We start from the raw sequence: 19519 nt of genomic DNA, 5'->3' as shown, positions 1-19519 counted from the left end.
TCTCAGGCTGGCGGTCGGATGGGGCAGGGTACAAGCGTGGCTCCGGAACAAGAGAAGGCAGAGTGAATGACAGGCAATAGATGGAGCGGCAAGACCCCGAAGGCGAGGGACGGGCAGGGCGATGGCGGCAGCGCCGCATATCTGAAGCCCGTCGTGGCGCTGGCCGTGTTCCTTGTGGTCTTCATGATGGCCTGCAACCTGCCGGTGCGGCCGGGCGGCTACACGCTGGCCGCTTTCGCGCACCTGCCCTGCGAGCTGCCGCTGGCGGGCCTTGCCTTGCTGCTGCTGCCGAGGCGGCTTGCCTATGTTGCGGCTGCGCTGGTGACGCTGCTGGTCTTCGTTCTGCTGTTCCTGAAGCTTGCCGACACCGGCGTGCAGATGGCGTTTCAGCGCCCGTTCAATCCCTATCTCGACATCAGGATGCTGGGTGACGGCTGGAACCTTCTGTCCGGCACCATCGGCACCTTCACCGCCGCGCTGGCTGTGGCGCTGGCCCTTGCCGTGCTTGCAGGAGTGATGGCGGCGTTCTTCTGGTCGGCAGTCTGCCTCATCCGTATGCGTGCTCCCTTGCGCCTGCCTGCGCTGGCCGCCTTTGCCATTCTACTGGCGGGGGGGCTTGCGATGCTGGCCGCCGGCGGCAATGCCGGGTTCCAGAGCGCCAGCCTCGGTGAGCGGCTGAAGGTGGTGGCCCGTTCCATCACCGATCTCAGCGCCTTTGAGGCCGAACTGGTGCAGCCTGCGGACCTGCCGCCGCCGGAGCAGCTGTTTGCCCGCGTCCGGGGACGGGATGTGGTGCTGGCCTTCATCGAATCCTATGGCCGCAGCGCCATCGAGGACCCGCGCTATGCCCCGCTCACCGGCCCGCGCCTTGCCGCCGTGCAGGCCGAGCTGGAGGGTGCGGGCTATGCCATGGCCAGCGGCTGGACGCGCGCGCCGACTGTGGGCGGACTCAGCTGGCTCGCCCATGGCACGCTGCTGTCGGGCCTGTGGGTGGACAGTCAGGCGCGCTATGACCTGCTGATGCGCAGCGACAGGCCGAGCCTCAACCGCATGTTCCGCGATGCCGGATGGCAGAGCGTGGCGGTGATGCCCGCCATCACCATGGACTGGCCGGAGTCTGCCTATTACGGCTATGACACGGTGCTGGCGGCCAAGGACCTCGGCTACACCGGCAAGCCCTTCAACTGGGTGACGATGCCGGACCAGTATACCCTTTCGGCCTTCGACAGGCTGGCGCGCCAGCCCGCAGCGGCAGAGGGTAAGCCCGTGATGGCGGAAATCGCCCTCATCTCCAGCCATGCGCCGTGGACGCCGGTGCCAAGCCTTATCGACTGGGAGGATGCCGCGGAGGGCAGCAATTTCAACGCTCAGGCCGAAAGCGGCGACAGTCCCGCCGTGGTCTGGGCCGACCCGGAGCGGGTGCGCGATCACTATATCCGCACCATCGATTATGCGCTGGAAACCCTCGGCAGCTATATCGCCCGCTCGGACGGCGAGGCGTTCTATGTGTTTCTGGGCGACCACCAGCCGGCGGCGATCATCACCGGGCAAGGGGCCTCGCGCGCCGTGCCCGTCCATGTCGTCAGCCGCGACCGGGCGCTTGTTTCCCGCTTCCTCGAGCATGGCTTCATCCCCGGCATGATGCCGGCCGCCACACCGCAGGCAGGCCAGGAGCCGGGCATGGACGGCCTGCGCGATGTGCTGATCCGGGCGATGAGCGGGGAGTAGGCGTCTGTGCAGCCCGGCCGGCGTACGGGAAAACCCTGATGTTGCCATCTGCCGGACCGGGGCCTATACCCCGGCCATGGACACTTTGCCCCCTTGCCCCGAATGCCGCTCCACCTTCACCTACGAAGTGGAAGGCACCCTGACATGCCCCGAATGCGGGCATGAATGGCCGCTGGCCGCCGCCGCCGAGGCGGGCCTTGAAGTGCGCGACAGCGTCGGCAACCTGCTCGCCGATGGCGACACGGTGACCCTGATCAAGGACCTGAAGCTCAAGGGCTCCTCCAGCGTCCTCAAGATCGGCACCAAGGTCCGCGGCATCCGCCTCGCCGACAGCGACCACAACATCGACTGCAAGATCCCCGGCATCGGCCCGATCGGCCTGAAGTCCGAGTTCGTCAAGAAGGCGACGTAAGGGGCCGAGGCTTTCCGTCTTCCGGTTTCCGGATGTGTTTTTGAAGCTGCCTTTGTGCCGGTGATGCCGGTGCGGGGCGGCTTTCTTGTTTTCGGACGGCGGCGCGGGGTGCAGTTACGGTTCTCTGCATGAGGTTGACCGTGGAAACCTGCTGTCAGAAAGGAGATTTTGGGCTTCCTTATGTCAGACGATTTTTCCGCGCGCGGCCACCGGAAGCAGTTCAGGGACGGGCCGTCCGGCTCCGATTGCCATTACATGGTCCACCATATTGGTGACCACACAAGCATGGTTCGGCACGATGCGTAGCCGGTCGCCGACGGACAGGCCAATATTGCCGGAACTGACGAGGCGGCCATGCTCTTCCGACAACTGATCTATCAAAATATCATCGCGGCCCAGCACATGGCCATAACCATTGAGACCGAGGAGGTCTGAGGTCAACGTCTTCGATCCTGCATCGATGATTGCCCGGTTCGGTGCCGGGACGGAGACAACGGTGGCGAGTACGGTCAAGGCGCAATCATCCCAGCCGCAGACGCCGCGCGTGACAAGGGACCTGTCGTTATAGACATAGGTTCCGGGGCGGTACTCGGTCGTTACCGGTGCTTCTGCCGCATGCATCATTGAGGGCGTGCCACCCGACGTGATCACCGGCACGGCAATGTCTTGCGCCTCAATCCGGGCTTTCGCCTCCGCCATGAAACGCTCGACTGCCGCCTCCCCGCCTGCTGGCGGATAGGTCATGAGGCCGCCGAAGACGAGGCCTGGCGATCTATGTATGTGTGCAGCAAGATCCGCCGCCGCAGCAGGTGAGACAACCCCGCAGCGATTGGCGCCGGTGTCGCATTCCACCAGCACGGTAAGCGGCTGGGGCCCGTCCTGGAAAATACGGGAAAGGCCGTCAACGACAGCCTGACTGTCGGCCACCACGGAAAGCTTCACTTTCGTCGCCAGTGCCTTCAGGTGTGCAAGCTTTTCGGCGCCAACGATGTTGTAGGTGATCAACACGTCGGTGACAGCGGCACTGCCAGCGATCATGGCTTCGGCTTCCGAGACTTTTTGGCACGTAATGCCGGCCGCACCAGCAGCCAGTTGCATCTCGGCCACAAGGGGCAGCTTATGCGTTTTGATATGAGGCCGGACTTTCAAGCCGTGCCGGTCCGCATAATCCTGAAAGCGCTCGATATTGGCTTGGGCGATATCGAGGTCGATCAGGACGGCAGGGGTGTTGGCGGCGGCGATGTCTGACGGCGAAAACGGCATGAAATCCTCGATACTCGCAAATGTTGCATTGCCAAAAATTGCGCCGCTCTCCAGCGCTGCATCAATTATTGGCCATACCTATTGACAAGACATCCTCCATGGGAGTTGATATGTCAATCCGATAAAACAGACATATGTCCAGTATATTGGATTTAAAAGAAACGCATAATCCTAGGGGAACATCATGACCATGTCCTGTCGCGCCGGCATTGTGTTGCTGGTCGCAGCCTCCTTCCTTTCCACCCCGGCTCTTGCCAATGGCAGCAAGCTTGATGAGGTCCTAGCGCGTGGCCATCTCGTCCTTGGTACCGGCAGTACGAATGCGCCCTGGCACTTCAAGAGTGCCGATGACAAGCTGCAAGGCTTCGATGTCGATATGGGCCGCATCGTCGCTAAGGCGCTGTTCGGGGACCCGGACAAGATCGAGTATGTCAACCAGTCCTCCGATGCCCGCATCCCCAACATCACCACCGGCAAAGTGGATCTGACCTGCCAGTTCATGACGGTGACCGGCGAGCGTGCTCAGCAAATCGCTTTCACCATTCCCTACTATCGCGAAGGCGTTGGCCTGATGCTCAAGGCTGACGGCAAATATGCCGACTACGCGGCACTCAAGGCTGCCGGCTCATCCGTTACAATTTCGGTCCTGCAGAACGTCTATGCCGAAGCCATGGTCCACGCCGCATTGCCGGAGGCCAATGTCGACCAGTATGAATCTGTCGACATGATTTACCAGGCACTGGAGGCCGGCCGTTCAGATGCCGCCGCCACTGACCAGTCCTCGCTTGCCTGGTACATGACTCAGAACCAGGGCCGCTACAAAGATGCAGGCTATGGCTGGAACCCGCAGACATATGCCTGCGGCGTCAAGCGCGGCGACCAGGATTGGCTGAACTTCGTCAACACCGCGCTCCACGAAGCGATGACCGGCGTCGAATTCGACTTCTATGCCAACTCCTACAAGACCTGGTTCGGTAAAGAACTGGAGCCACCGCAGATCGGCTTCCCGGTCGAGTACAAGTGAGCCCCGGCTTGTTTCATTGGGACGGAGGGCTGTCGCCCTTCGTCCATTCTGACACCGCTATGGCAGGATGACGCCGTGGGCTATTCGCTCAATTTCGCCGCCGTGTGGCGGAGCTTCGACCAACTTCTGGAAGGCCTGCTGCTCAGTCTCGGCCTGGCTTTCGTTTCCATTCTGATCGGCGCACTGATCGGCCTCTTTGCCGCCTTCGCGCTGATCTCCAAGAGCAACTGGGTCAAAGCCCCAGCTGCGGCCTATGTCACAATCATCCGTAACCTGCCGATCCTCGTGCTGGTCCTGTTTGCCTATTTCGCGCTGCCGCAAATAGGTGTCCGGCTTGGCAAGATGGAGAGCTTCGTTGCGGTGCTCGCGATCTATTCGGGGGCCTATCTCGCCGAAGTGTTTCGCGCCGGCCTGTTGTCTATTCCCAAGGGGCTTACCGAAGCCGGGCTGGCCATCGGGTTGACACCGATGCAGATCCGCAAATCGATCATCGCACCGCTGATGTTCCGCAACGTGCTGCCGTCACTGTCGTCGACGATCATCTCACTGTTCAAGGACACGTCGCTTGCAGCCGCCATCGCGGTTCCCGAACTGACCTTCGAGGCGCGCAAGATCAATGTCGAGACCTTCCGCGTCATCGAGACCTGGATCGTCGTGTCGGGTCTCTACGTCGCCACTTGTTCCGTGCTTGCAGCGCTGATGCGTGCCGCCGAGCGCCGCCTAGCCGTTCCGAGGTGATGTGATGACGGACTTTTCCGCGTTTTTCGAACAGGTCTGGCTGGCCCGCACCGTAATCCTCAAGGGTCTCGGCGTCACCGTGTCGATCTCTCTGCTGGCGATCATGGCAGGCTCCATCCTGGGTGTCTTCGTGGGTCTGTCGCTGGTCTACGGCAACAAGGCACTGCGCTTCGTCGTGCGCGCCTACACCGACTTCATCCGGGGAACACCGGTGCTCGTGCTGGTTCTGGCGAGTTATTATGTGCTGTCGACGATCGGCATCAAGCTCGGCCCCTTCCAGGCCGGTGTGCTGGCACTGGCAATCTTCTGCTCGTCGCATGTGGGTGAGATTGTTCGTGGCGGTTTGCAGGCTATCCCAAGAGGCCAGACGGAAGCCGCCAAGGCGATCGGCCTGACCTTCAGCCAAACCTTTGCCTATGTGCTCTGGCCGCAAGCGTTACGGCAATTCCTTCCTGCCTGGGTCAATACTGCTGCCGAAATGGTCAAGGCCTCGACGCTTCTCTCGGTCATCGGGGTCGCTGAGCTTCTTTTGCGTACCCAGGAGATCATCTCCCGCAACTTCATGAGCCTGCAATTCTATTTTTTAGCTGGCCTCCTTTATTTCGTCGTCAACTACAGCATCGAGCGCTTCGGTAAATATGTCGAGCGCAAGACCGCCGTTCCGTCTTAAGGCTGCATGTCATGAGCAAGGTACTTCTCGAAATCCAGGGGCTGCGCAAGCAATATGGTCCGCTCGAAGTCTTGAAGGGTGTCGATTGCACAATGCGCGAGGGCGAGGTGATTTCGATCATCGGTTCGTCGGGCTCCGGAAAGACCACGATGCTCCGCTGCATCAATATGCTGGAGGAATTCCAAGGCGGTCATATCCGGCTCGCCGGAGAAGAGATCGGTTATGAATATGCTGGCGCCGCCCGCAGGCGGAAGAGCGAAAGAGAAATCGCCCGCCAGCGCGCCATGACCGGCATGGCCTTCCAGCAATTCAACCTCTTCCCGCACATGACGGCGCTGCAGAACGTGATGCTTGGCCTTGTCAAGGTCAAGAAGATGAGCCGTGACGAGGCACATGCCGTCGGCGAGAAGTTGCTCGACCGCGTCGGGCTCGCCTCGCGTGGCGGGCACTATCCCGGGCAGCTCTCGGGCGGCCAGCAGCAGCGTGTTGCAATCGCTCGCGCCATCGCGATGGCGCCGCAGCTGATGTTGTTCGACGAGGTGACGTCAGCGCTCGATCCGGAACTGGTCGGTGAAGTGCTGCAGGTCATCAAGGGGCTCGCGGCCGACGGTATGAGCATGCTGCTCGTGACCCACGAGATGCGGTTCGCCTACGAGGTCTCCAGCCGCGTGATCTTCATGAACCAGGGCGTGATCTGCGAGGAAGGCGATCCGAAGGAAATGTTTATCCGGCCGAAGACCGAGAGGCTGGCCGAGTTTTTAAAGACATCCAGCTTCAACTAAAAGAAAAGAGAGAATGATATGACGATCAAACGTTACGGCGCAGGCGAAACCGGCGCAGGCGGACAGCCCCTTCCTTTCGCGCGTGCCGTCGAAGCGAATGGATGGCTTTACGTGTCCGGGCAGGTGCCGATGGAGAAGGGCGAGATTGTGCGCGGCGGCGTCGTCGCCGAGACCCGCAAGGCGATCGAAAACCTGATTGCCATTCTGCATGAGGCCGGTTACGGCATCGAAGATGTGGTTCGCGTCGGCGTCTGGCTCGACGATCCGCGTGACTTCTGGAGCTTCAATGGTGTGTATGCCGAGTACTTCGGTGCCAACCCGCCAGCTCGCGCTTGTGTTCAGTCGCGGATGATGGTCGATTGCAAGGTAGAGGTCGACTGCGTGGCCTATCGCGCCGACCGCGCCTGACGGAAATTCTGGAGAAAAGCATGACCGAGGCGGCAGCCGATACGGTATCGCGGCGGACGAGGGGACTGGATCGGGCCTTCGAGATCCTGGAGTTCCTTCGCGTGAAGCGGCTGCCCATGCGGCCGAACGAGATCGCGATTGAGATCGGCGCTCCCCGCTCGTCGGTTTATGAGCTGGTCAACCTGCTGCTCAGCCACGGCATGCTTGAACACCAGGGTGGTGACGGCCGGGTCTTCCTCGGCCGCCGCCTCTACTTTCTCGGCACAGCCTATGCTGAGCAATTCGACCTGATGCGTGAATGCGACCGTATGCTGGTACGGCTGGCCGAGGAAACCCGCGAGACAGCACAGATGTGTCTGCTCGAAGGTTGCAAATACACAGTTGCAATGATGCGTGAAGGCATCCGCCCCTTCCGTATTTCTTCCAATGTCGGCGAACTGGTCTCCATCGCCTGGACAGCGTCTGGCCGCTTGCTCGTTTCCCATTTGAGCGACCAGCAGATCCTCGACCTCATTCCGCCGGAGGATTTTGTTCTGCCGAGCGGCCGGCGCATGGAGCCTTCGGATTTCATTGCACAGGTTCGCCAGGCAAGCCGCGACGGTTTCTTCACCTTCAATAGCGAAGTGGAGAATTTCACCCATTGCTTCGCTGTCCCGGTTTTCCAGGCTGACGGTGCCTGTATCGCGACCCTGTGTCTTGTCACCCCCCGGGAAGACGGTTTGCGCAATCGCGCGGCTTATCTCGAAAGCCTGCTGAAGGCCGCCAACGAAATCTCCGAGAAGCTCGGTTTCCATAGCGAGCGGGCTAAGCTCACCATCGCCGGCTGATCCAATCTTGCAGATCCGGGGAGCCCTCACTTCTCCGGCATCACCGTTGTTCCTCTATCTGCGCAGCCAAACAGCATATCGTTGCCGGCTTGGGTTCAGGGGCAAGCGATTGCATCCGGATACAAGCAAAAGCAGAGCAAGCTGGCTGGGTCTGTTGCGGCAAAGCGTCAGATTGTAACGAAGCGGTGCGGAGCTCCCGCCGGATTGCGGCAACGAACGGGGGCGGGGATAGCAGAGCCTGCTTCCACTGCATCCGCAACGGGCGGCTAGCTGACTGTAAGGTCACGCGACTCCAGTCAAACAGGTACTTCCGAACTTTTTGCAAGCGTTATCTGATGGCTGACAAAACCGTCCGGTCCAGCGATGTGAAGATCGAACGCCGCAGCCATGGGAACGGGTTTGTGAGGTTCCGCGCCGGATAGCGACAAGCTAAGGCCATGGCCGATTGCGGGGGCTGTGCTGGCAAGCCGTCCGGCCCAGACCGTTTGAATTGCGCGATGGCTATGCCCTGCGATGACACGGCACACGCTGCTGTTCTCGATCAGGCGCGCAAGAGCATTCGCGTTGTGAAAGCCTGGGCTGTCGATATGGGGCGCTCCCGTTGCAAAAGGCGGGTGGTGGAGCGCCAGGAGCGACGGCTCTTGCGACGAGCCGATGATGTCTGCGAGCCAGTCCAGCTGCGCCGCATCGAGGCCGGGACGGCCATCTGGCAAAGTGCTGTCCAACGCGATCAGCCGCAGACCGGCAATCCGGGCTGTATAGCTCAAATGACCGGGCGCAAATGGAACCCAGCCATCGAAAGCTGTTCGAAAGGCCACCGGGTCGTCGTGGTTGCCCGGCAATGGCCAAAGCGGCACCGGGGTCTGATGCAGGACCGCTAGCGCATGCGCGTAGCCTGTCGCGCTGCGGTCGATGATGTCTCCGGTCAGCACGATCGCGTCCGGACGGGGATCCATCGCGGCGATTGTCGAAAAGGCCATCTGGAGCGTTGCTTCCGGGTCGTGAAGCGGATCCTTGCCATCATCACGCAAATGCAGGTCGGTCAGCTGTGCGATCAAGGCCATGGGCTTAGCCCGAGAATGCGCTGCTGCCCTGCCGCGCAAGCCAGAGATTGACGGCCAGCAGGATGCCCGAGGTGATGGTGATCGCAATGACGCTCATTGCCATTCCGGTCTGGACCGAGCCTTGCTCGAACTGCGAAAAGACGAAAGTGCCGACAGTCCGCATTCCGGCGGGCGCAAGCATGATCGACGCCACCAGCTCGCGCGAGGCGATGGCAAAGACCAGCATCATCGCCGCGATCAGTGAAGGCGCCATAAGCGGCAGCGTGACATGTCTGAGCGCCTGAATCTGGCTGGCGCCTGCCACGCGGGCTGCATCGTCAAGCGAACCCGATATCTGCCGCAAGCGCGCAACGGCATAGCGGATCGGATAGGGCAGCAGAATGCCGGTATAGGCGATCAGCAGGATCATGGCCGTGCCATAGAGCGAGACAGGCAGGTACGGTGAATTCCAGAACAGGATGATACCCACCGCGAGCACGATGGCAGGGATCGCATTGGGCAAGACCGACAAACCGTCCATGATCGCCCGTCCGCGCCCGGTTCCGCGCACCACGATATAGGCGACCAGTCCCCCAATGGCGGCGCTTGCGAAGGCCGTCAGAACGGCCAGCCAGCCGCTTGTGATCAGCGCCTGCGTGGCGCGGCTGCCGGCGCGAAAGAGCGGCTCGTAGTGGCGCAGGTCGAAATTCGACCAGCGCAGCCCGCCCGAGATCGTGCCCGTGACCGAGGTGACCGCAATCGCGGCAAGCGGGATCACCACGCCGATCAGGGCCACCAGCGCAAACAGTCCCAGCACGGGCCAGCGCCAGTGTCCGAGACCGGCCTTATCCAGATCCGCAGGCTTGCCGGTCTGGCTGATGTAGGAGCGCCGGGTGGCGATCCAGTTCTGCAAGATGAAAGCCGCGAGCACCATCGCCATCAGCAGAACGGACCCGAGCGCCGCGCCCGACAGGTCGATGGGCCAGTCCGACAGGCGCGTGTAGATACCTGTTACCAGCACCTCGAAGCCCGTGCGCGCGGCCAGGGCGGCGGGGGTGCCGAACTCCTCAATCGACATGGCAAAGACGATCAGCATGCTCGCGGCAATCGCCGGGATCGACAGTGGCAAGGTAATCAGAAAGAACGCTTGCAAGGGTTTTGCCCCATGCACGCGGGCTGCCGAAGCAAAGCGCCCGCCGACCATTTCCAAAGCGCGGCTGACCGCGAAATAGACCAGCGGAAACAGGTTCAGCGTCATCACGAAGGCCACGCCCGTGAAGCTGAACAGGAACCGCCCCATGTCGAAGCCCGCAAGCTGAAACAGATAGCCGCGCGGCTGGAGGATCATCATCCATGCAATCGCGGCAATGAAGGGCGGGATCAGGAACGGGATCAGGAACACCACATCCCAGATCCGCGCACCGGGCACATGAAACAGGCCGCGCAGGATGCCGATGGGCAGCCCGAAGATCAGGCAGCCCATCATCACCGAAAAGGCCAGCATGAGCGTATTGCGGGCCTGCATCAGCAGCCGGTCGTTTTCGGTCAGGATGACCAGTTTCGAAAAGGCCCCCACGAAAGAGCCGCGTGCAAAGTCGGGAAAGACCGCCTGCAGCAGGATGAACAGCACCGGCAGCCCGACAAGGATCACGAGCGCGGCGGCGGCGATAAAGGTCAGCAGGGATTGTCCGCGCGCCATGAACAGGCCTTTGATACATAAATATGTTTGGCCCCGGACGTCACCGGGGCCAAACACATGGCTTTAGGGTTTGCTCAGCGGTTGGTCACGGTTGCATTAAACCGTGCGATAATCTCTTCGCGCCGTGCGGCAACAGCGCTTTCATCCACCTCGATCACTTTCAGATCCGCAATGCCCGGACGCAGGCCCGCGACATCGGCACGCGCGGGCATCATCCATGTGGCGGCGACCAGTTTCTGCCCGGCGTCGGACAGCACGAAATCCACGAAGGCCTTGGCCGCGTCGGGATTGGAGGTCGAGTTCAGGATCATCATTGGGCGCGGCGCAATCACAGTGCCGCTTTCGGGCACGATCACCTCGATGGTCTCGCCGCCAGCGGCCTGTGCGTAGCTGATGTAATCGACCGCGCCAAAGACCACGGCCTTTGCGCCTTGCAGCACCGGGTTCAATGCCGCAGCATTCGGACCGGGCACAATCATCTCGTTGGCGGCAAGCGCTGCGAGCAGGGTCCATGCCTCCTCGCCCATCGCGGTTTCCAGGCCGGCGATCAGGTCGAAGGCCGAGCCCGATTGCGCAGGATCGGGCATGGTGACCAGACCGCGGTAAGCCTCGCCCGACAGATCAGTCCATTCGGCAGGGCGCGGTGCGCCACTCTGGGTGTTCCAGACCATCGCCAGCGCCGAAATGCCTTGCGCGGTGTAATGGCTGTGCTTGAGGAAGTCCGGCACATTTTCAGCATTGGGCGAGACATATTCCATCAAGAGGCCGCGTTCATGCATTTCCACAGCCGAACCCCAGCTTGCCGACACGACGACATCGGCCTGCGGGTTTGCCTCTTCGGCCTCAAGCCGGGCCATGACCTGTCCGGTGGTGCCTTGGAACACATTGACCGTGATCCCGGTTTCGGCCTTGAAAGCTTCAGCCAGCGCATCGGCCAGACCACCTGGGCCGGCGGTGTAGAAAGTCAGCGTCTCAGCCTGGGCAAAGCTTCCGATCAAAGCAAAGCAGGTTGCAAAAGCAGTCGTGCGAAGCATGGGGTTCTTCCTTGTGGAGTCAGTGAGGAAAGACACGCAGGCGATCGGGATCAATCGACAGCGGAATCTGCGTGTTCAGTGCAACCGCGCGATCTGCCGGGCACACCAGGCTTGCGGTGGTCTCGTCCAGTCCCAGATGCAGCAGGTACCGGTCGCCCTGGAACTGACAGCGCAGCACTTTCGCCATCAACGCGCCCTCGGAGGCGGGGCGAACAGCCGTGCGCGGGATCAGGACGCGCGCAGGCCCCTCGGGCGACGAGTTCGCCAGATGGGGCAGGTTCAGCCGGTCATGGTTGCAGGTAAAGCCGCTCTGGCGGGATATATGCCCCTCGATCAGCGCCCCGATATTGAGGAACTGCGCTACTTCGACAGAAGCCGGGGCCGAGAAAAGCTGTTCGGGCGAGTCGATTTGCGCGATTTCGCCCCCCAGCATGACCGCCACCCGGTCGGCGATGGTGAAGGCTTCGGACTGGTCATGGGTCACATAGATTGCCGACAGTCCAAGATCACGCAGCAACCCGCCGATTTCCAGCGCCAACCCCTCGCGCAACTCGCGGTCAAGGTTGGACAGAGGCTCGTCAAACAGCACCAGGGGCGGCTCGGCGACAATTGCACGGGCCAGCGCCACACGCTGCTGCTGGCCGCCTGACAATGTGCCGGGAAAGCGGTCTGCCAGATGCTGCAATCCCACGCGCTCAAGCGCGCGCTTGGCCCGCGTTTCGCGGTCGTTGCGTCCCAGCTTGCGCATCCGCAAGGGGAAGGCCACATTGTCGAGCACGCTCAGATGTGGCCAGATGGCGTAATCCTGAAACACCATCCCGATACCGCGGGCCTCGGGCGGGGCGTTGAAACCGCTGCCATCGACCACGCGCTGACCCGCGATCTCCATCTGGCCACTGGTCGCGCTTAGAAGCCCTGCCGCGATCCGTAACAGTGTCGTCTTGCCACAGCCCGACGGACCAAGGAGGGCGACGACCTCACCCGGTGCGAGGGCAAGGTCGATGTTCCCCAAGACCTTGTTGGGGCCAAATGATTTTGCGATCTGTGTCGCGATCAGCGCCAGAGAGCGATCGACTGGTAGGGGCTGTAACATTCCGCATACCTATTCGGGCTTTGTTACAGTTTTGCGTCGGTTAGTCCTTTTCGCGCGCCGCATCATGACGTCTAGACATGCTCTGGCCGAAACCTTGTTTGAGTGGGCGATCAAAAAGTATCTGGCATATCCGCCTGTGCCGCGTCCGGCTCAGAAACTGGCGGTGATGTGCCGCCAGGCGCCGTCAAGGCTGGGGGTGACCCACCAGGCGCCGGAGAAGTCGCCGCCGCTCATGTAGAGGCTCGGGCAGGCGACGACCTTCAGTCCGGCCGCGCGGGCGGAAGCGACGCCGGCTTCGCTGTCCTCGAAGGCGAGGGCCGTGCCGCTGGCAATGCCGAGCCGCGCCAGTGCCAGCAGGTAGACGCCGGGAGCCGGCTTCTTGGCTGCGGCCTCGTCGCCGGCGGCGATCACGTCGAAGATTTCGCCCGCCGGGCGTCGCCACAGGGCCCGGCACAGGGCGTCGACATTCTCCGGGCTGGTGGTGGTGGCGACGGCGAGCCGCAGGCCGTGGACGCGTGCCTCGGCGAGGAGGGAGAGGACGCCGGGCCGGGCCCGCAGCGCGCCCTCCGCGACCATCCGGCCGTAGCGGCGGGTCTTGTCGGCGTGAAGGCGGACGATGTCCACGTCCTGCGGCAGGGCGAGGGCATGGCGGTCGCGATAGGCGCGGATGCGCTCCTTGCCGCCGGTGACGGCGAGGAGCCCGCCATAGGTGGTCCTGTCCCAATGCCAGCCGAGCCCATGGGCGGCGAAGGCGGCGTTGAAGGCGGCCCGGTGCAGCTCTTCGGTCTCCGCCAGCGTTCCGTCGACATCGAAGATCAGCGCGGCTGGACCCGGCCGCCCGCCGCTCATCCTTCCGCCCCGGGAAGGGCAGCCGCCGCGGCATCGCGGATGGCGCGGATATTGGCGCCGTAGACTTCGGGCCTCTCCACCGAACCGCCCTTGAAGACGGCGGAGCCGGCGACCAGCACATCCGCACCGGCAGCGGCGGCGAGGGGAGCCGTCTGCCGCGTGATGCCGCCGTCGACCTCGATATGGATTGGGCGGTCGCCGATCAGGCGGCGCAGGCGGCGCACCTTCTCCAGCTGGGAGTGAAGGAACTCCTGTCCGCCGAAACCCGGGTTGACGGTCATCACGCAGACGAGGTCGGCCATGTCCAGCAGCGGCGCGGCCGCCTCCACCGGCGTGCCCGGGTTGAGCGCGAGCCCCGACCGCAGGCCATGGCCGCGGATCGCCTGCAGCGTCCGGTGGATATGGGGCCCGGCCTCGACATGGGCGGTGAGGATGTCGGCACCGGCGTCGGCGAAACCGGCCACATAGGCGTCGACCGGAGCGATCATCAGATGCACGTCGAGGGTGCCGCCGACATGCGGGCGCAGGGCGCGCACCGTGGCGGGGCCGAAGGTGATGTTGGGCACGAAATGCCCGTCCATCACGTCAACATGCACCCAGTCGCAGCCCTGCGCCTCGATGGCGCGGCACTCGGCGCCGAAGTTGGCGAAGTCGGCGGACAGGATCGACGGCGCGATCCTGATGTGGCGGAGGAAGCTCATGGCTGCGCTCCTTCGCCGGCCTGGCCCGCTGGCGCGATGTCGAGGCCGCCCCGGAACACCCGGCTGGAGCGGATGTCGCTCTCCTCGATCAGGCTCAGTGTCTGCGCGTCGAGCGGCCCGCCAGCGCCGTCGAACAGCCGGTTGGCCTGGCGCAGCCGCGCCCGGTCGAAGGCATTGCGGATGGAGCGGGCATTGGCGAAATGCGGCTGGGTCCGGCGCAGACGGATATAGTCGGCCAGTGCCGCACCGGCCGCCTCCGACAGCTGGTAGTTCTGCTCGGCCATCATGAGCCGGGCGATGCGCTGCAGTTCCTCGTCGGTATAGTCGGGGAAGTCGATGTGGTGGGCGATGCGCGAGCGGAAGCCGGGATTGGAGCCGAAGAACCGGTCCATGCGGTCGGCATAGCCGGCGAGGATCACCACCAGGTCGTCCCGGTTGTTCTCCATCACCTGAAGCAGGATCTCGATCGCCTCCTGGCCATAGTCGCGCTCGTTGTCGGGCCGGTAGAGATAATAGGCCTCGTCGATGAACAGCACGCCGCCCATGGCGCGCTTCAGCACTTCGCGGGTCTTCGGCGCGGTATGGCCGATATACTGGCCGACCAGATCGTCGCGGGTGACGCTGACAAGATGCCCCTTGCGCACATAGCCGAGCCGCTTCAGCAGCCCGGCCATCTTCAGCGCGACGGTGGTCTTGCCGGTTCCCGGATTGCCGGTGAAGGACATGTGCAGCGTCGGCGTCTCATGGCTGAGCCCGAGCGAGCGGCGCGCCCGCTCGACCAAGAGGAGAGCGGCCGTTTCACGGATACGCTGCTTCACCGGCCGCAGGCCGATCATGTCGCGGTCAAGTTCATCGAGCAGCTCCTTCACGCCGGAACTCTCGAACTCCCCGCGCAGGTCGACCGTCGCGGGCGGTGGGGCGGTGTCGGCATCCATCGGTCACTTCCTTTTGGCTGGACCCTTTGAAACGGGGCAGGGGGCGGCGGGCCGTCCCCTGCCGGTCTTGCGCTTGGGAGGTCAGCGGATCACGTCATGGGTGTAGCGGATCGAGCGGCCATCTGCCTCGGTCCGGCGCATCACGAGTGCCGGCTCGTCGCCGGGCCGGTTGACGATGAAGCTCATGGTCACCGTCTCGGCGCCGCGCGTGCTGTCGAAAGCATTGACGCGGATATAGGTCTGCGGATGCGCCTTGCGGCACGCCTCAAGCTCCATCATCACGCCCTTGGCGTCGCGCAGGTCGAACATCGGGTTGCCCCACATGTTCCAGTAGGTGTTCCGGGGATGGGGATCATCGGTGTATTCGAGCCCGATTGCCCAGCCGCGCGACAGGCAGTAGTCGACCTGGGCGGCGATCTGTTCGCCGGTCAGGTCGGGCAGGAAGGAAAAGCAGCCCTGTGTGATGCGCATGGTCTTGCTCCTCAAACGGCGACCGCGGGCGCCGGGACGAAGTCCGACGTGTCGGTCGAGGTGTAGTTGAAGGTGATGTTGCCCCAGGTATCGAGGGCCGCTTCCAGCGGCTTGCACCACTTCGCCGCCGCGCGAAGGATCTCGGGCCCCTCTGCGTCGATGTTGCGGCCTTCGTTGCGGGCCAGCACCATGGCCTCCAGTGCGACGCGGTTGGCGGTGGCGCCGGCCTGGATGCCCATCGGATGACCGATGGTGCCGCCACCGAACTGCAGCACCACATCATCGCCGAACAGCGAGAGAAGCTGGTGCATCTGGCCGGCATGGATGCCGCCCGAGGCCACCGGCATGACCTTCTTCAGGTCCGCCCAGTCCTGCTCGAAGAACAGGCCGCGCGGCAGGTCAACCTCGTTGCGGGTCTCGCGGCAGACATTGTAGTAGCCCTGCACCGTCATCGGGTCGCCCTCCAGCTTGCCGACGGCCGTGCCGGTGTGCAGGTGGTCGACGCCGGCAAGCCGCAGCCACTTGGCGATGACGCGGAACGAGATGCCGTGGTTCTTCTGGCGGGTATAGGTGCCGTGGCCGGCCCGGTGCATGTGCAGGATCATGTCGTTCTGCCGGCACCATTCCGAGATCGACTGGATCGCGGTCCAGCCGACGATCAGGTCGACCATGACGATGACACTGCCGAGCTGCTTGGCGAAGTCCGCCCGGCGGTACATTTCCTCCATCGTGCCGGCGGTGATGTTGAGGTAGTGCCCCTTCACCTCGCCGGTCTCGGCACTGGCCTTGTTGACCGCCTCCATCACGTAGAGAAAGCGGTCGCGCCAGTGCATGAAGGGCTGCGAGTTGATGTTCTCGTCGTCCTTCATGAAGTCGAGGCCGCCCTTCAGGCCCTCATAGACGACCCGGCCGTAATTCTTGCCCGAAAGCCCGAGCTTCGGCTTGGTGGTGGCGCCGAGCAGCGGCTTGCCGAACTTGTCGAGCCGCTCGCGCTCCACGACGATGCCGGTCGGCGGGCCGCGGAACGTCTTCACATAGGCGACGGGCAGCCGCATGTCCTCCAGCCGCGCCGCCTTCAGCGGCTTGAACGAGAACACGTTGCCGATGATCGAGGCTGTCAGGTTGGCGATCGAGCCTTCCTCGAACAGGATCAGGTCGTAGGCGACATAGCAGAAATACTGTCCGGGCGTGCCCGGCACCGGCTCGACCTTGTAGGCCTTGGCCCGGTACTGGTCGCAGGCCGTCAGCCGGTCGGTCCACACCACCGTCCAGGTGGCGGTGGAGCTTTCGCCGGCCACCGCCGCCGCCGCCTCGATCGGGTCGACGCCCTCCTGCGGGGTGATGCGGAACAGGGCGAGGAGATCGGTCTCCTTCGGCTCGTAGTCGCCGTCCCAGTAGCCCATCTGGGCATATTTCAGGACGCCGGCCTTGTAGCGCTTCGAGGCGTCGGTAATCCGCGTGTTGCTGTCGTCGGCCATCATCTGCTCCTTCATGCTGCCTTGCTGGGGGAACGCCGTGGATCGAGTGCGCCGGATGCGTAGCGCCGGGCCATGTCGTCCATGGGCACGGCCTTGATCCTCGAGGCATGGCCGGCGGTGCCGAAGGCCTCGAAACGGGAGCGGCACAGGTCGCGCATCGCGTCCATTGCCGGCTTCAGGAATTTGCGCGGATCGAATTCCCGTGGGCTCGTCACCGCGATGCGCCGGAACTCGGCGGTCATCGCCATGCGGCAGTCGGTGTCGATATTGACCTTGCGCACCCCGTGGCGGATGCCGCGGACGATCTCCTCCACCGGCACGCCGAAGGTCTGGGGCATCTCGCCGCCATGGGCGTTGATGATGTCCTGAATCTCCTGGGGCACGGAGCTTGAGCCGTGCATGACGAGATGCGTGTCCGGCAGCCGCGCGTGGATCTTCTCGATCACGTCCATGGCGAGAATGCCGCCGTCGGGCTTGCGCGTGAACTTGTAGGCGCCATGCGAGGTGCCGCAGGCGATGGCGAGCGCGTCGACGCCGGTGCGGGCAACGAAGTCTACAGCCTGGTCCGGGTCGGTCAGGAGCTGCGAATGGTCGAGCTTGCCCTCCGCGCCGTGCCCGTCCTCCGCTTCGCCCTCGCCGGTCTCCAGGCTGCCGAGCACGCCGAGCTCGCCTTCCACGCTGGCGCCGACTGCATGCGCCATGGCCGCCACTCTGGCGGTGATGGCAAGGTTGTAGTCGTAGGATGCCGGTGTCCTGGCATCGGCCATCAGGCTGCCGTCCATCATCACCGAGGTGAAGCCGTGGCGGATTGCCGAGAGGCAGGTCGCCTCGTCATTGCCGTGGTCCTGGTGCAGGCACAGGGGAATGTCCGGGTAGAGCGCCGCGAGCGCTTCGACCATACGGGCCAGCATGATGTCGCGGGCATAGCTGCGGGCGCCCCGGCTGGCCTGCAGGATCACCGGCGCGTCGACGGCCTGCGCCGCCTCCATGATCGCCAACCCCTGCTCCATGTTGTTGATGTTGAAGGCGGGCACGCCGTAGCCATGCTCTGCGGCATGGTCGAGGAGCTGCCTCAGGGTGATCAGTGCCATGTCGTTCTCCCGTCAAGACGCCGCATCGGCGCGCAGCAAGGCCTGGACGCCCGGAAGCGGGCGCCCTTCCAGCCACTCCAGAAAGGCTCCACCGGCGGTGGAGACATAGGTGAAACTCTCTGCGGCCCCGGCTGCATTGAGCGCGGCAACCGTGTCGCCGCCGCCTGCCACGGTGACGGTCTGCCCGGCATCGGTAAGACCGGCGGCGAGACGGGCGAGCGCCAGGGTCGCCCGGTCGAAGGGCTCGATCTCAAAGGCGCCGAGCGGGCCGTTCCACAAGATGGTGCGCGCCGTATCGAGAATCCGGGCGAAGGTGGCGAAGGCCTTCGGGCCGGCGTCGAGGATCATCGCATCGGCCGGACAGGCGTCCGCCGGCACGATCTCCGCCGGGGCATGGGGCCGGAACTCGCGTGCCACCACCAGATCGAGCGGCAGGTGGACGCGGCAGCCATGCGCCTCGGCGATGGCGAGGATCTCCTGGACGGTGCTGGTCTGGCTGGGCTCGTGCAGCGAACGGCCCATCGGCATACCAATGGCGAACAGGAAGGTATTGGCCATGCCGCCGCCGACGATCACATGGTCGAGGCGGGTGACGAGGTGTTTCAGCACGCCGATCTTGCTCGACACCTTCGCCCCGCCGACGATTGCGACCGAGGGGCGTGCCGACGCTTCGAGCGCGGCGGCGAGCGCGGCGAGCTCCTCCATCATCAGCGGCCCGGCGAAGGCCGGCAGCAGGCCGGCGATGGCCGCCGTGCTGGCATGTGCGCGGTGGGCGCAGGAAAAGGCGTCGTTGACATAGAAATCCCCGAGCGCCGCAAGACGCGCCGCAAGCGCGGGGTCGTTGCGCGCCTCGCCTTCCTCGAAGCGGATGTTCTCCACCAGCAGCACCTCGCCGGGCCGCAGCCGGGCCGCGGCCTTGCCCGCCTCGTCCAGCGTGGCGAAGTCCACGGCGCATCCGAGCGCCGCCGCAAGATCGCCGGCAATCGCGGCCAGTGACGCGCGCTCGTCGCGGCCCGTGGGCCGGCCGAGATGCGACAGGACGACAAGCGCCGCGCCGCGTGCCAGCAGGGGGCGCATGCCCTGCGCGAAACGGGTGAGGCGCGTCGCATCGCTGACCCGTCCGCCGGCCATCGGCACATTGAGGTCCGCCCGTACCACGAGCCGCCGGCCGGCCACCTCGGCCCCGGTGATCGCGGCGATGGTCACGCCCGTCTGCCGGGCGCGTTCCGATCCGGTGCGGCCGAGACCGCTGCTTATACTCCTTGCGCGCATT

Annotated in this window: 20 protein-coding genes; 8 read left to right on the top strand and 12 right to left on the bottom strand. The window is 63.9% G+C overall.

Annotation, left to right across the window (positions count from 1 at the left end; all coding sequences use genetic code 11):
* Window positions 1-66 precede the first annotated feature (66 nt).
* Window positions 67-1728, top strand: coding sequence for a sulfatase (locus ACVNHC_RS09740; protein ID WP_457167095.1), 1662 nt, complete (start codon window positions 67-69; stop codon window positions 1726-1728).
* 76 nt (window positions 1729-1804) lie between these two features.
* Window positions 1805-2140: a zinc ribbon domain-containing protein YjdM gene (locus tag ACVNHC_RS09735; RefSeq protein ID WP_058900701.1), complete on the top strand. Its 336-nt coding sequence runs from the start codon at window positions 1805-1807 to the stop codon at window positions 2138-2140.
* A 183-nt stretch (window positions 2141-2323) separates the two neighbouring features.
* On the opposite strand, the gene ACVNHC_RS09730 is transcribed toward ACVNHC_RS09735, so the two are convergent.
* The gene (locus tag ACVNHC_RS09730; RefSeq protein ID WP_457167094.1) at window positions 2324-3403 is read right to left on the bottom strand and encodes a D-TA family PLP-dependent enzyme; all 1080 of its coding nucleotides are present in this window, start codon (window positions 3401-3403) and stop codon (window positions 2324-2326) included.
* A 184-nt stretch (window positions 3404-3587) separates the two neighbouring features.
* Between ACVNHC_RS09730 and ACVNHC_RS09725 the strand changes: the two genes are divergently transcribed.
* The 6 genes from ACVNHC_RS09725 (at window position 3588) to ACVNHC_RS09700 (ending at window position 7852) form a co-directional block, all read left to right on the top strand.
* On the top strand, window positions 3588-4427 hold the full coding sequence (locus ACVNHC_RS09725; RefSeq protein ID WP_050474622.1) for a transporter substrate-binding domain-containing protein: 840 nt from the start codon (window positions 3588-3590) through the stop codon (window positions 4425-4427).
* A gap of 75 nt (window positions 4428-4502) precedes the next feature.
* On the top strand, window positions 4503-5165 hold the full coding sequence (locus ACVNHC_RS09720) for an amino acid ABC transporter permease (protein ID WP_050474623.1): 663 nt from the start codon (window positions 4503-4505) through the stop codon (window positions 5163-5165).
* Between the two features lie 4 nt (window positions 5166-5169).
* Window positions 5170-5835, top strand: coding sequence for an amino acid ABC transporter permease (locus ACVNHC_RS09715; protein ID WP_122520637.1), 666 nt, complete (start codon window positions 5170-5172; stop codon window positions 5833-5835).
* A gap of 11 nt (window positions 5836-5846) precedes the next feature.
* Window positions 5847-6617: an amino acid ABC transporter ATP-binding protein gene (locus ACVNHC_RS09710; protein WP_457167093.1), complete on the top strand. Its 771-nt coding sequence runs from the start codon at window positions 5847-5849 to the stop codon at window positions 6615-6617.
* Between the two features lie 18 nt (window positions 6618-6635).
* Window positions 6636-7025, top strand: a complete 390-nt coding sequence (locus tag ACVNHC_RS09705) for a RidA family protein (RefSeq protein WP_050474626.1) — start codon at window positions 6636-6638, stop codon at window positions 7023-7025.
* Between the two features lie 20 nt (window positions 7026-7045).
* Window positions 7046-7852, top strand: coding sequence for an IclR family transcriptional regulator (locus ACVNHC_RS09700; RefSeq protein WP_457167092.1), 807 nt, complete (start codon window positions 7046-7048; stop codon window positions 7850-7852).
* 296 nt (window positions 7853-8148) lie between these two features.
* On the opposite strand, the gene ACVNHC_RS09695 is transcribed toward ACVNHC_RS09700, so the two are convergent.
* The 11 genes from ACVNHC_RS09695 to ACVNHC_RS09645 form a co-directional block, all read right to left on the bottom strand.
* Window positions 8149-8916, bottom strand: a complete 768-nt coding sequence (locus ACVNHC_RS09695; protein ID WP_457167091.1) for a metallophosphoesterase — start codon at window positions 8914-8916, stop codon at window positions 8149-8151.
* Window positions 8917-8920: 4 nt separating this feature from the next.
* Window positions 8921-10594 (bottom strand): ABC transporter permease, encoded by a 1674-nt coding sequence (locus ACVNHC_RS09690; RefSeq protein ID WP_457167090.1) that lies wholly within the window; start codon window positions 10592-10594, stop codon window positions 8921-8923.
* A gap of 74 nt (window positions 10595-10668) precedes the next feature.
* Window positions 10669-11628: an ABC transporter substrate-binding protein gene (locus ACVNHC_RS09685; protein ID WP_122520634.1), complete on the bottom strand. Its 960-nt coding sequence runs from the start codon at window positions 11626-11628 to the stop codon at window positions 10669-10671.
* Window positions 11629-11647: 19 nt separating this feature from the next.
* A complete protein-coding gene (locus ACVNHC_RS09680; RefSeq protein WP_123194846.1) occupies window positions 11648-12721 on the bottom strand; it encodes an ABC transporter ATP-binding protein in 1074 nt (357 codons plus the stop codon).
* A gap of 150 nt (window positions 12722-12871) precedes the next feature.
* Window positions 12872-13570, bottom strand: a complete 699-nt coding sequence (locus ACVNHC_RS09675; RefSeq protein WP_457167089.1) for an HAD-IA family hydrolase — start codon at window positions 13568-13570, stop codon at window positions 12872-12874.
* The gene (rpe, locus tag ACVNHC_RS09670) at window positions 13567-14271 is read right to left on the bottom strand and encodes a ribulose-phosphate 3-epimerase (RefSeq protein ID WP_050474632.1); all 705 of its coding nucleotides are present in this window, start codon (window positions 14269-14271) and stop codon (window positions 13567-13569) included. The genes ACVNHC_RS09675 and rpe overlap by 4 nt, the downstream gene beginning before the upstream one ends.
* Window positions 14268-15206, bottom strand: a complete 939-nt coding sequence (cbbX, locus tag ACVNHC_RS09665) for a CbbX protein (protein WP_050474633.1) — start codon at window positions 15204-15206, stop codon at window positions 14268-14270. The genes rpe and cbbX overlap by 4 nt, the downstream gene beginning before the upstream one ends.
* 81 nt (window positions 15207-15287) lie before the next feature.
* Window positions 15288-15677 (bottom strand): ribulose bisphosphate carboxylase small subunit, encoded by a 390-nt coding sequence (locus ACVNHC_RS09660; protein ID WP_186415638.1) that lies wholly within the window; start codon window positions 15675-15677, stop codon window positions 15288-15290.
* Window positions 15678-15688: 11 nt separating this feature from the next.
* Complete coding sequence (locus ACVNHC_RS09655) at window positions 15689-17170, bottom strand: form I ribulose bisphosphate carboxylase large subunit (protein ID WP_371328661.1); 1482 nt, start codon at window positions 17168-17170, stop codon at window positions 15689-15691.
* On the bottom strand, window positions 17167-18246 hold the full coding sequence (gene fba, locus ACVNHC_RS09650) for a class II fructose-bisphosphate aldolase (RefSeq protein WP_186415639.1): 1080 nt from the start codon (window positions 18244-18246) through the stop codon (window positions 17167-17169). The genes ACVNHC_RS09655 and fba overlap by 4 nt, the downstream gene beginning before the upstream one ends.
* A 12-nt stretch (window positions 18247-18258) precedes the next feature.
* Complete coding sequence (locus tag ACVNHC_RS09645) at window positions 18259-19452, bottom strand: phosphoglycerate kinase (RefSeq protein WP_457167088.1); 1194 nt, start codon at window positions 19450-19452, stop codon at window positions 18259-18261.
* Between the last annotated feature and the right edge of the window lie 67 nt (window positions 19453-19519).

The sequence above is a fragment of the Pannonibacter sp. Q-1 genome, from assembly GCF_054073275.1.
The sequence above is the reverse complement of the archived record's forward strand: the minus strand, read 5'-3'. Positions and strand labels throughout refer to the sequence as shown.

What these genes read in the sequence shown, in the direction of transcription:
- ACVNHC_RS09740 (WP_457167095.1), top strand. Translation starts at nt 67, where the DNA reads ATGACAGGCAATAGATGGAGCGGCAAGACCCCGAAGGCGAGGGACGGG.
- ACVNHC_RS09735 (WP_058900701.1), top strand. Translation starts at nt 1,805, where the DNA reads ATGGACACTTTGCCCCCTTGCCCCGAATGCCGCTCCACCTTCACCTAC.
- ACVNHC_RS09730 (WP_457167094.1), bottom strand. Translation starts at nt 3,403, where the DNA reads ATGCCGTTTTCGCCGTCAGACATCGCCGCCGCCAACACCCCTGCCGTC.
- ACVNHC_RS09725 (WP_050474622.1), top strand. Translation starts at nt 3,588, where the DNA reads ATGACCATGTCCTGTCGCGCCGGCATTGTGTTGCTGGTCGCAGCCTCC.
- ACVNHC_RS09715 (WP_122520637.1), top strand. Translation starts at nt 5,170, where the DNA reads ATGACGGACTTTTCCGCGTTTTTCGAACAGGTCTGGCTGGCCCGCACC.
- ACVNHC_RS09710 (WP_457167093.1), top strand. Translation starts at nt 5,847, where the DNA reads ATGAGCAAGGTACTTCTCGAAATCCAGGGGCTGCGCAAGCAATATGGT.
- ACVNHC_RS09705 (WP_050474626.1), top strand. Translation starts at nt 6,636, where the DNA reads ATGACGATCAAACGTTACGGCGCAGGCGAAACCGGCGCAGGCGGACAG.
- ACVNHC_RS09700 (WP_457167092.1), top strand. Translation starts at nt 7,046, where the DNA reads ATGACCGAGGCGGCAGCCGATACGGTATCGCGGCGGACGAGGGGACTG.
- ACVNHC_RS09695 (WP_457167091.1), bottom strand. Translation starts at nt 8,916, where the DNA reads ATGGCCTTGATCGCACAGCTGACCGACCTGCATTTGCGTGATGATGGC.
- ACVNHC_RS09690 (WP_457167090.1), bottom strand. Translation starts at nt 10,594, where the DNA reads ATGGCGCGCGGACAATCCCTGCTGACCTTTATCGCCGCCGCCGCGCTC.
- ACVNHC_RS09685 (WP_122520634.1), bottom strand. Translation starts at nt 11,628, where the DNA reads ATGCTTCGCACGACTGCTTTTGCAACCTGCTTTGCTTTGATCGGAAGC.
- ACVNHC_RS09680 (WP_123194846.1), bottom strand. Translation starts at nt 12,721, where the DNA reads ATGTTACAGCCCCTACCAGTCGATCGCTCTCTGGCGCTGATCGCGACA.
- ACVNHC_RS09675 (WP_457167089.1), bottom strand. Translation starts at nt 13,570, where the DNA reads ATGAGCGGCGGGCGGCCGGGTCCAGCCGCGCTGATCTTCGATGTCGAC.
- rpe (WP_050474632.1), bottom strand. Translation starts at nt 14,271, where the DNA reads ATGAGCTTCCTCCGCCACATCAGGATCGCGCCGTCGATCCTGTCCGCC.
- cbbX (WP_050474633.1), bottom strand. Translation starts at nt 15,206, where the DNA reads ATGGATGCCGACACCGCCCCACCGCCCGCGACGGTCGACCTGCGCGGG.
- ACVNHC_RS09660 (WP_186415638.1), bottom strand. Translation starts at nt 15,677, where the DNA reads ATGCGCATCACACAGGGCTGCTTTTCCTTCCTGCCCGACCTGACCGGC.
- ACVNHC_RS09655 (WP_371328661.1), bottom strand. Translation starts at nt 17,170, where the DNA reads ATGAAGGAGCAGATGATGGCCGACGACAGCAACACGCGGATTACCGAC.
- fba (WP_186415639.1), bottom strand. Translation starts at nt 18,246, where the DNA reads ATGGCACTGATCACCCTGAGGCAGCTCCTCGACCATGCCGCAGAGCAT.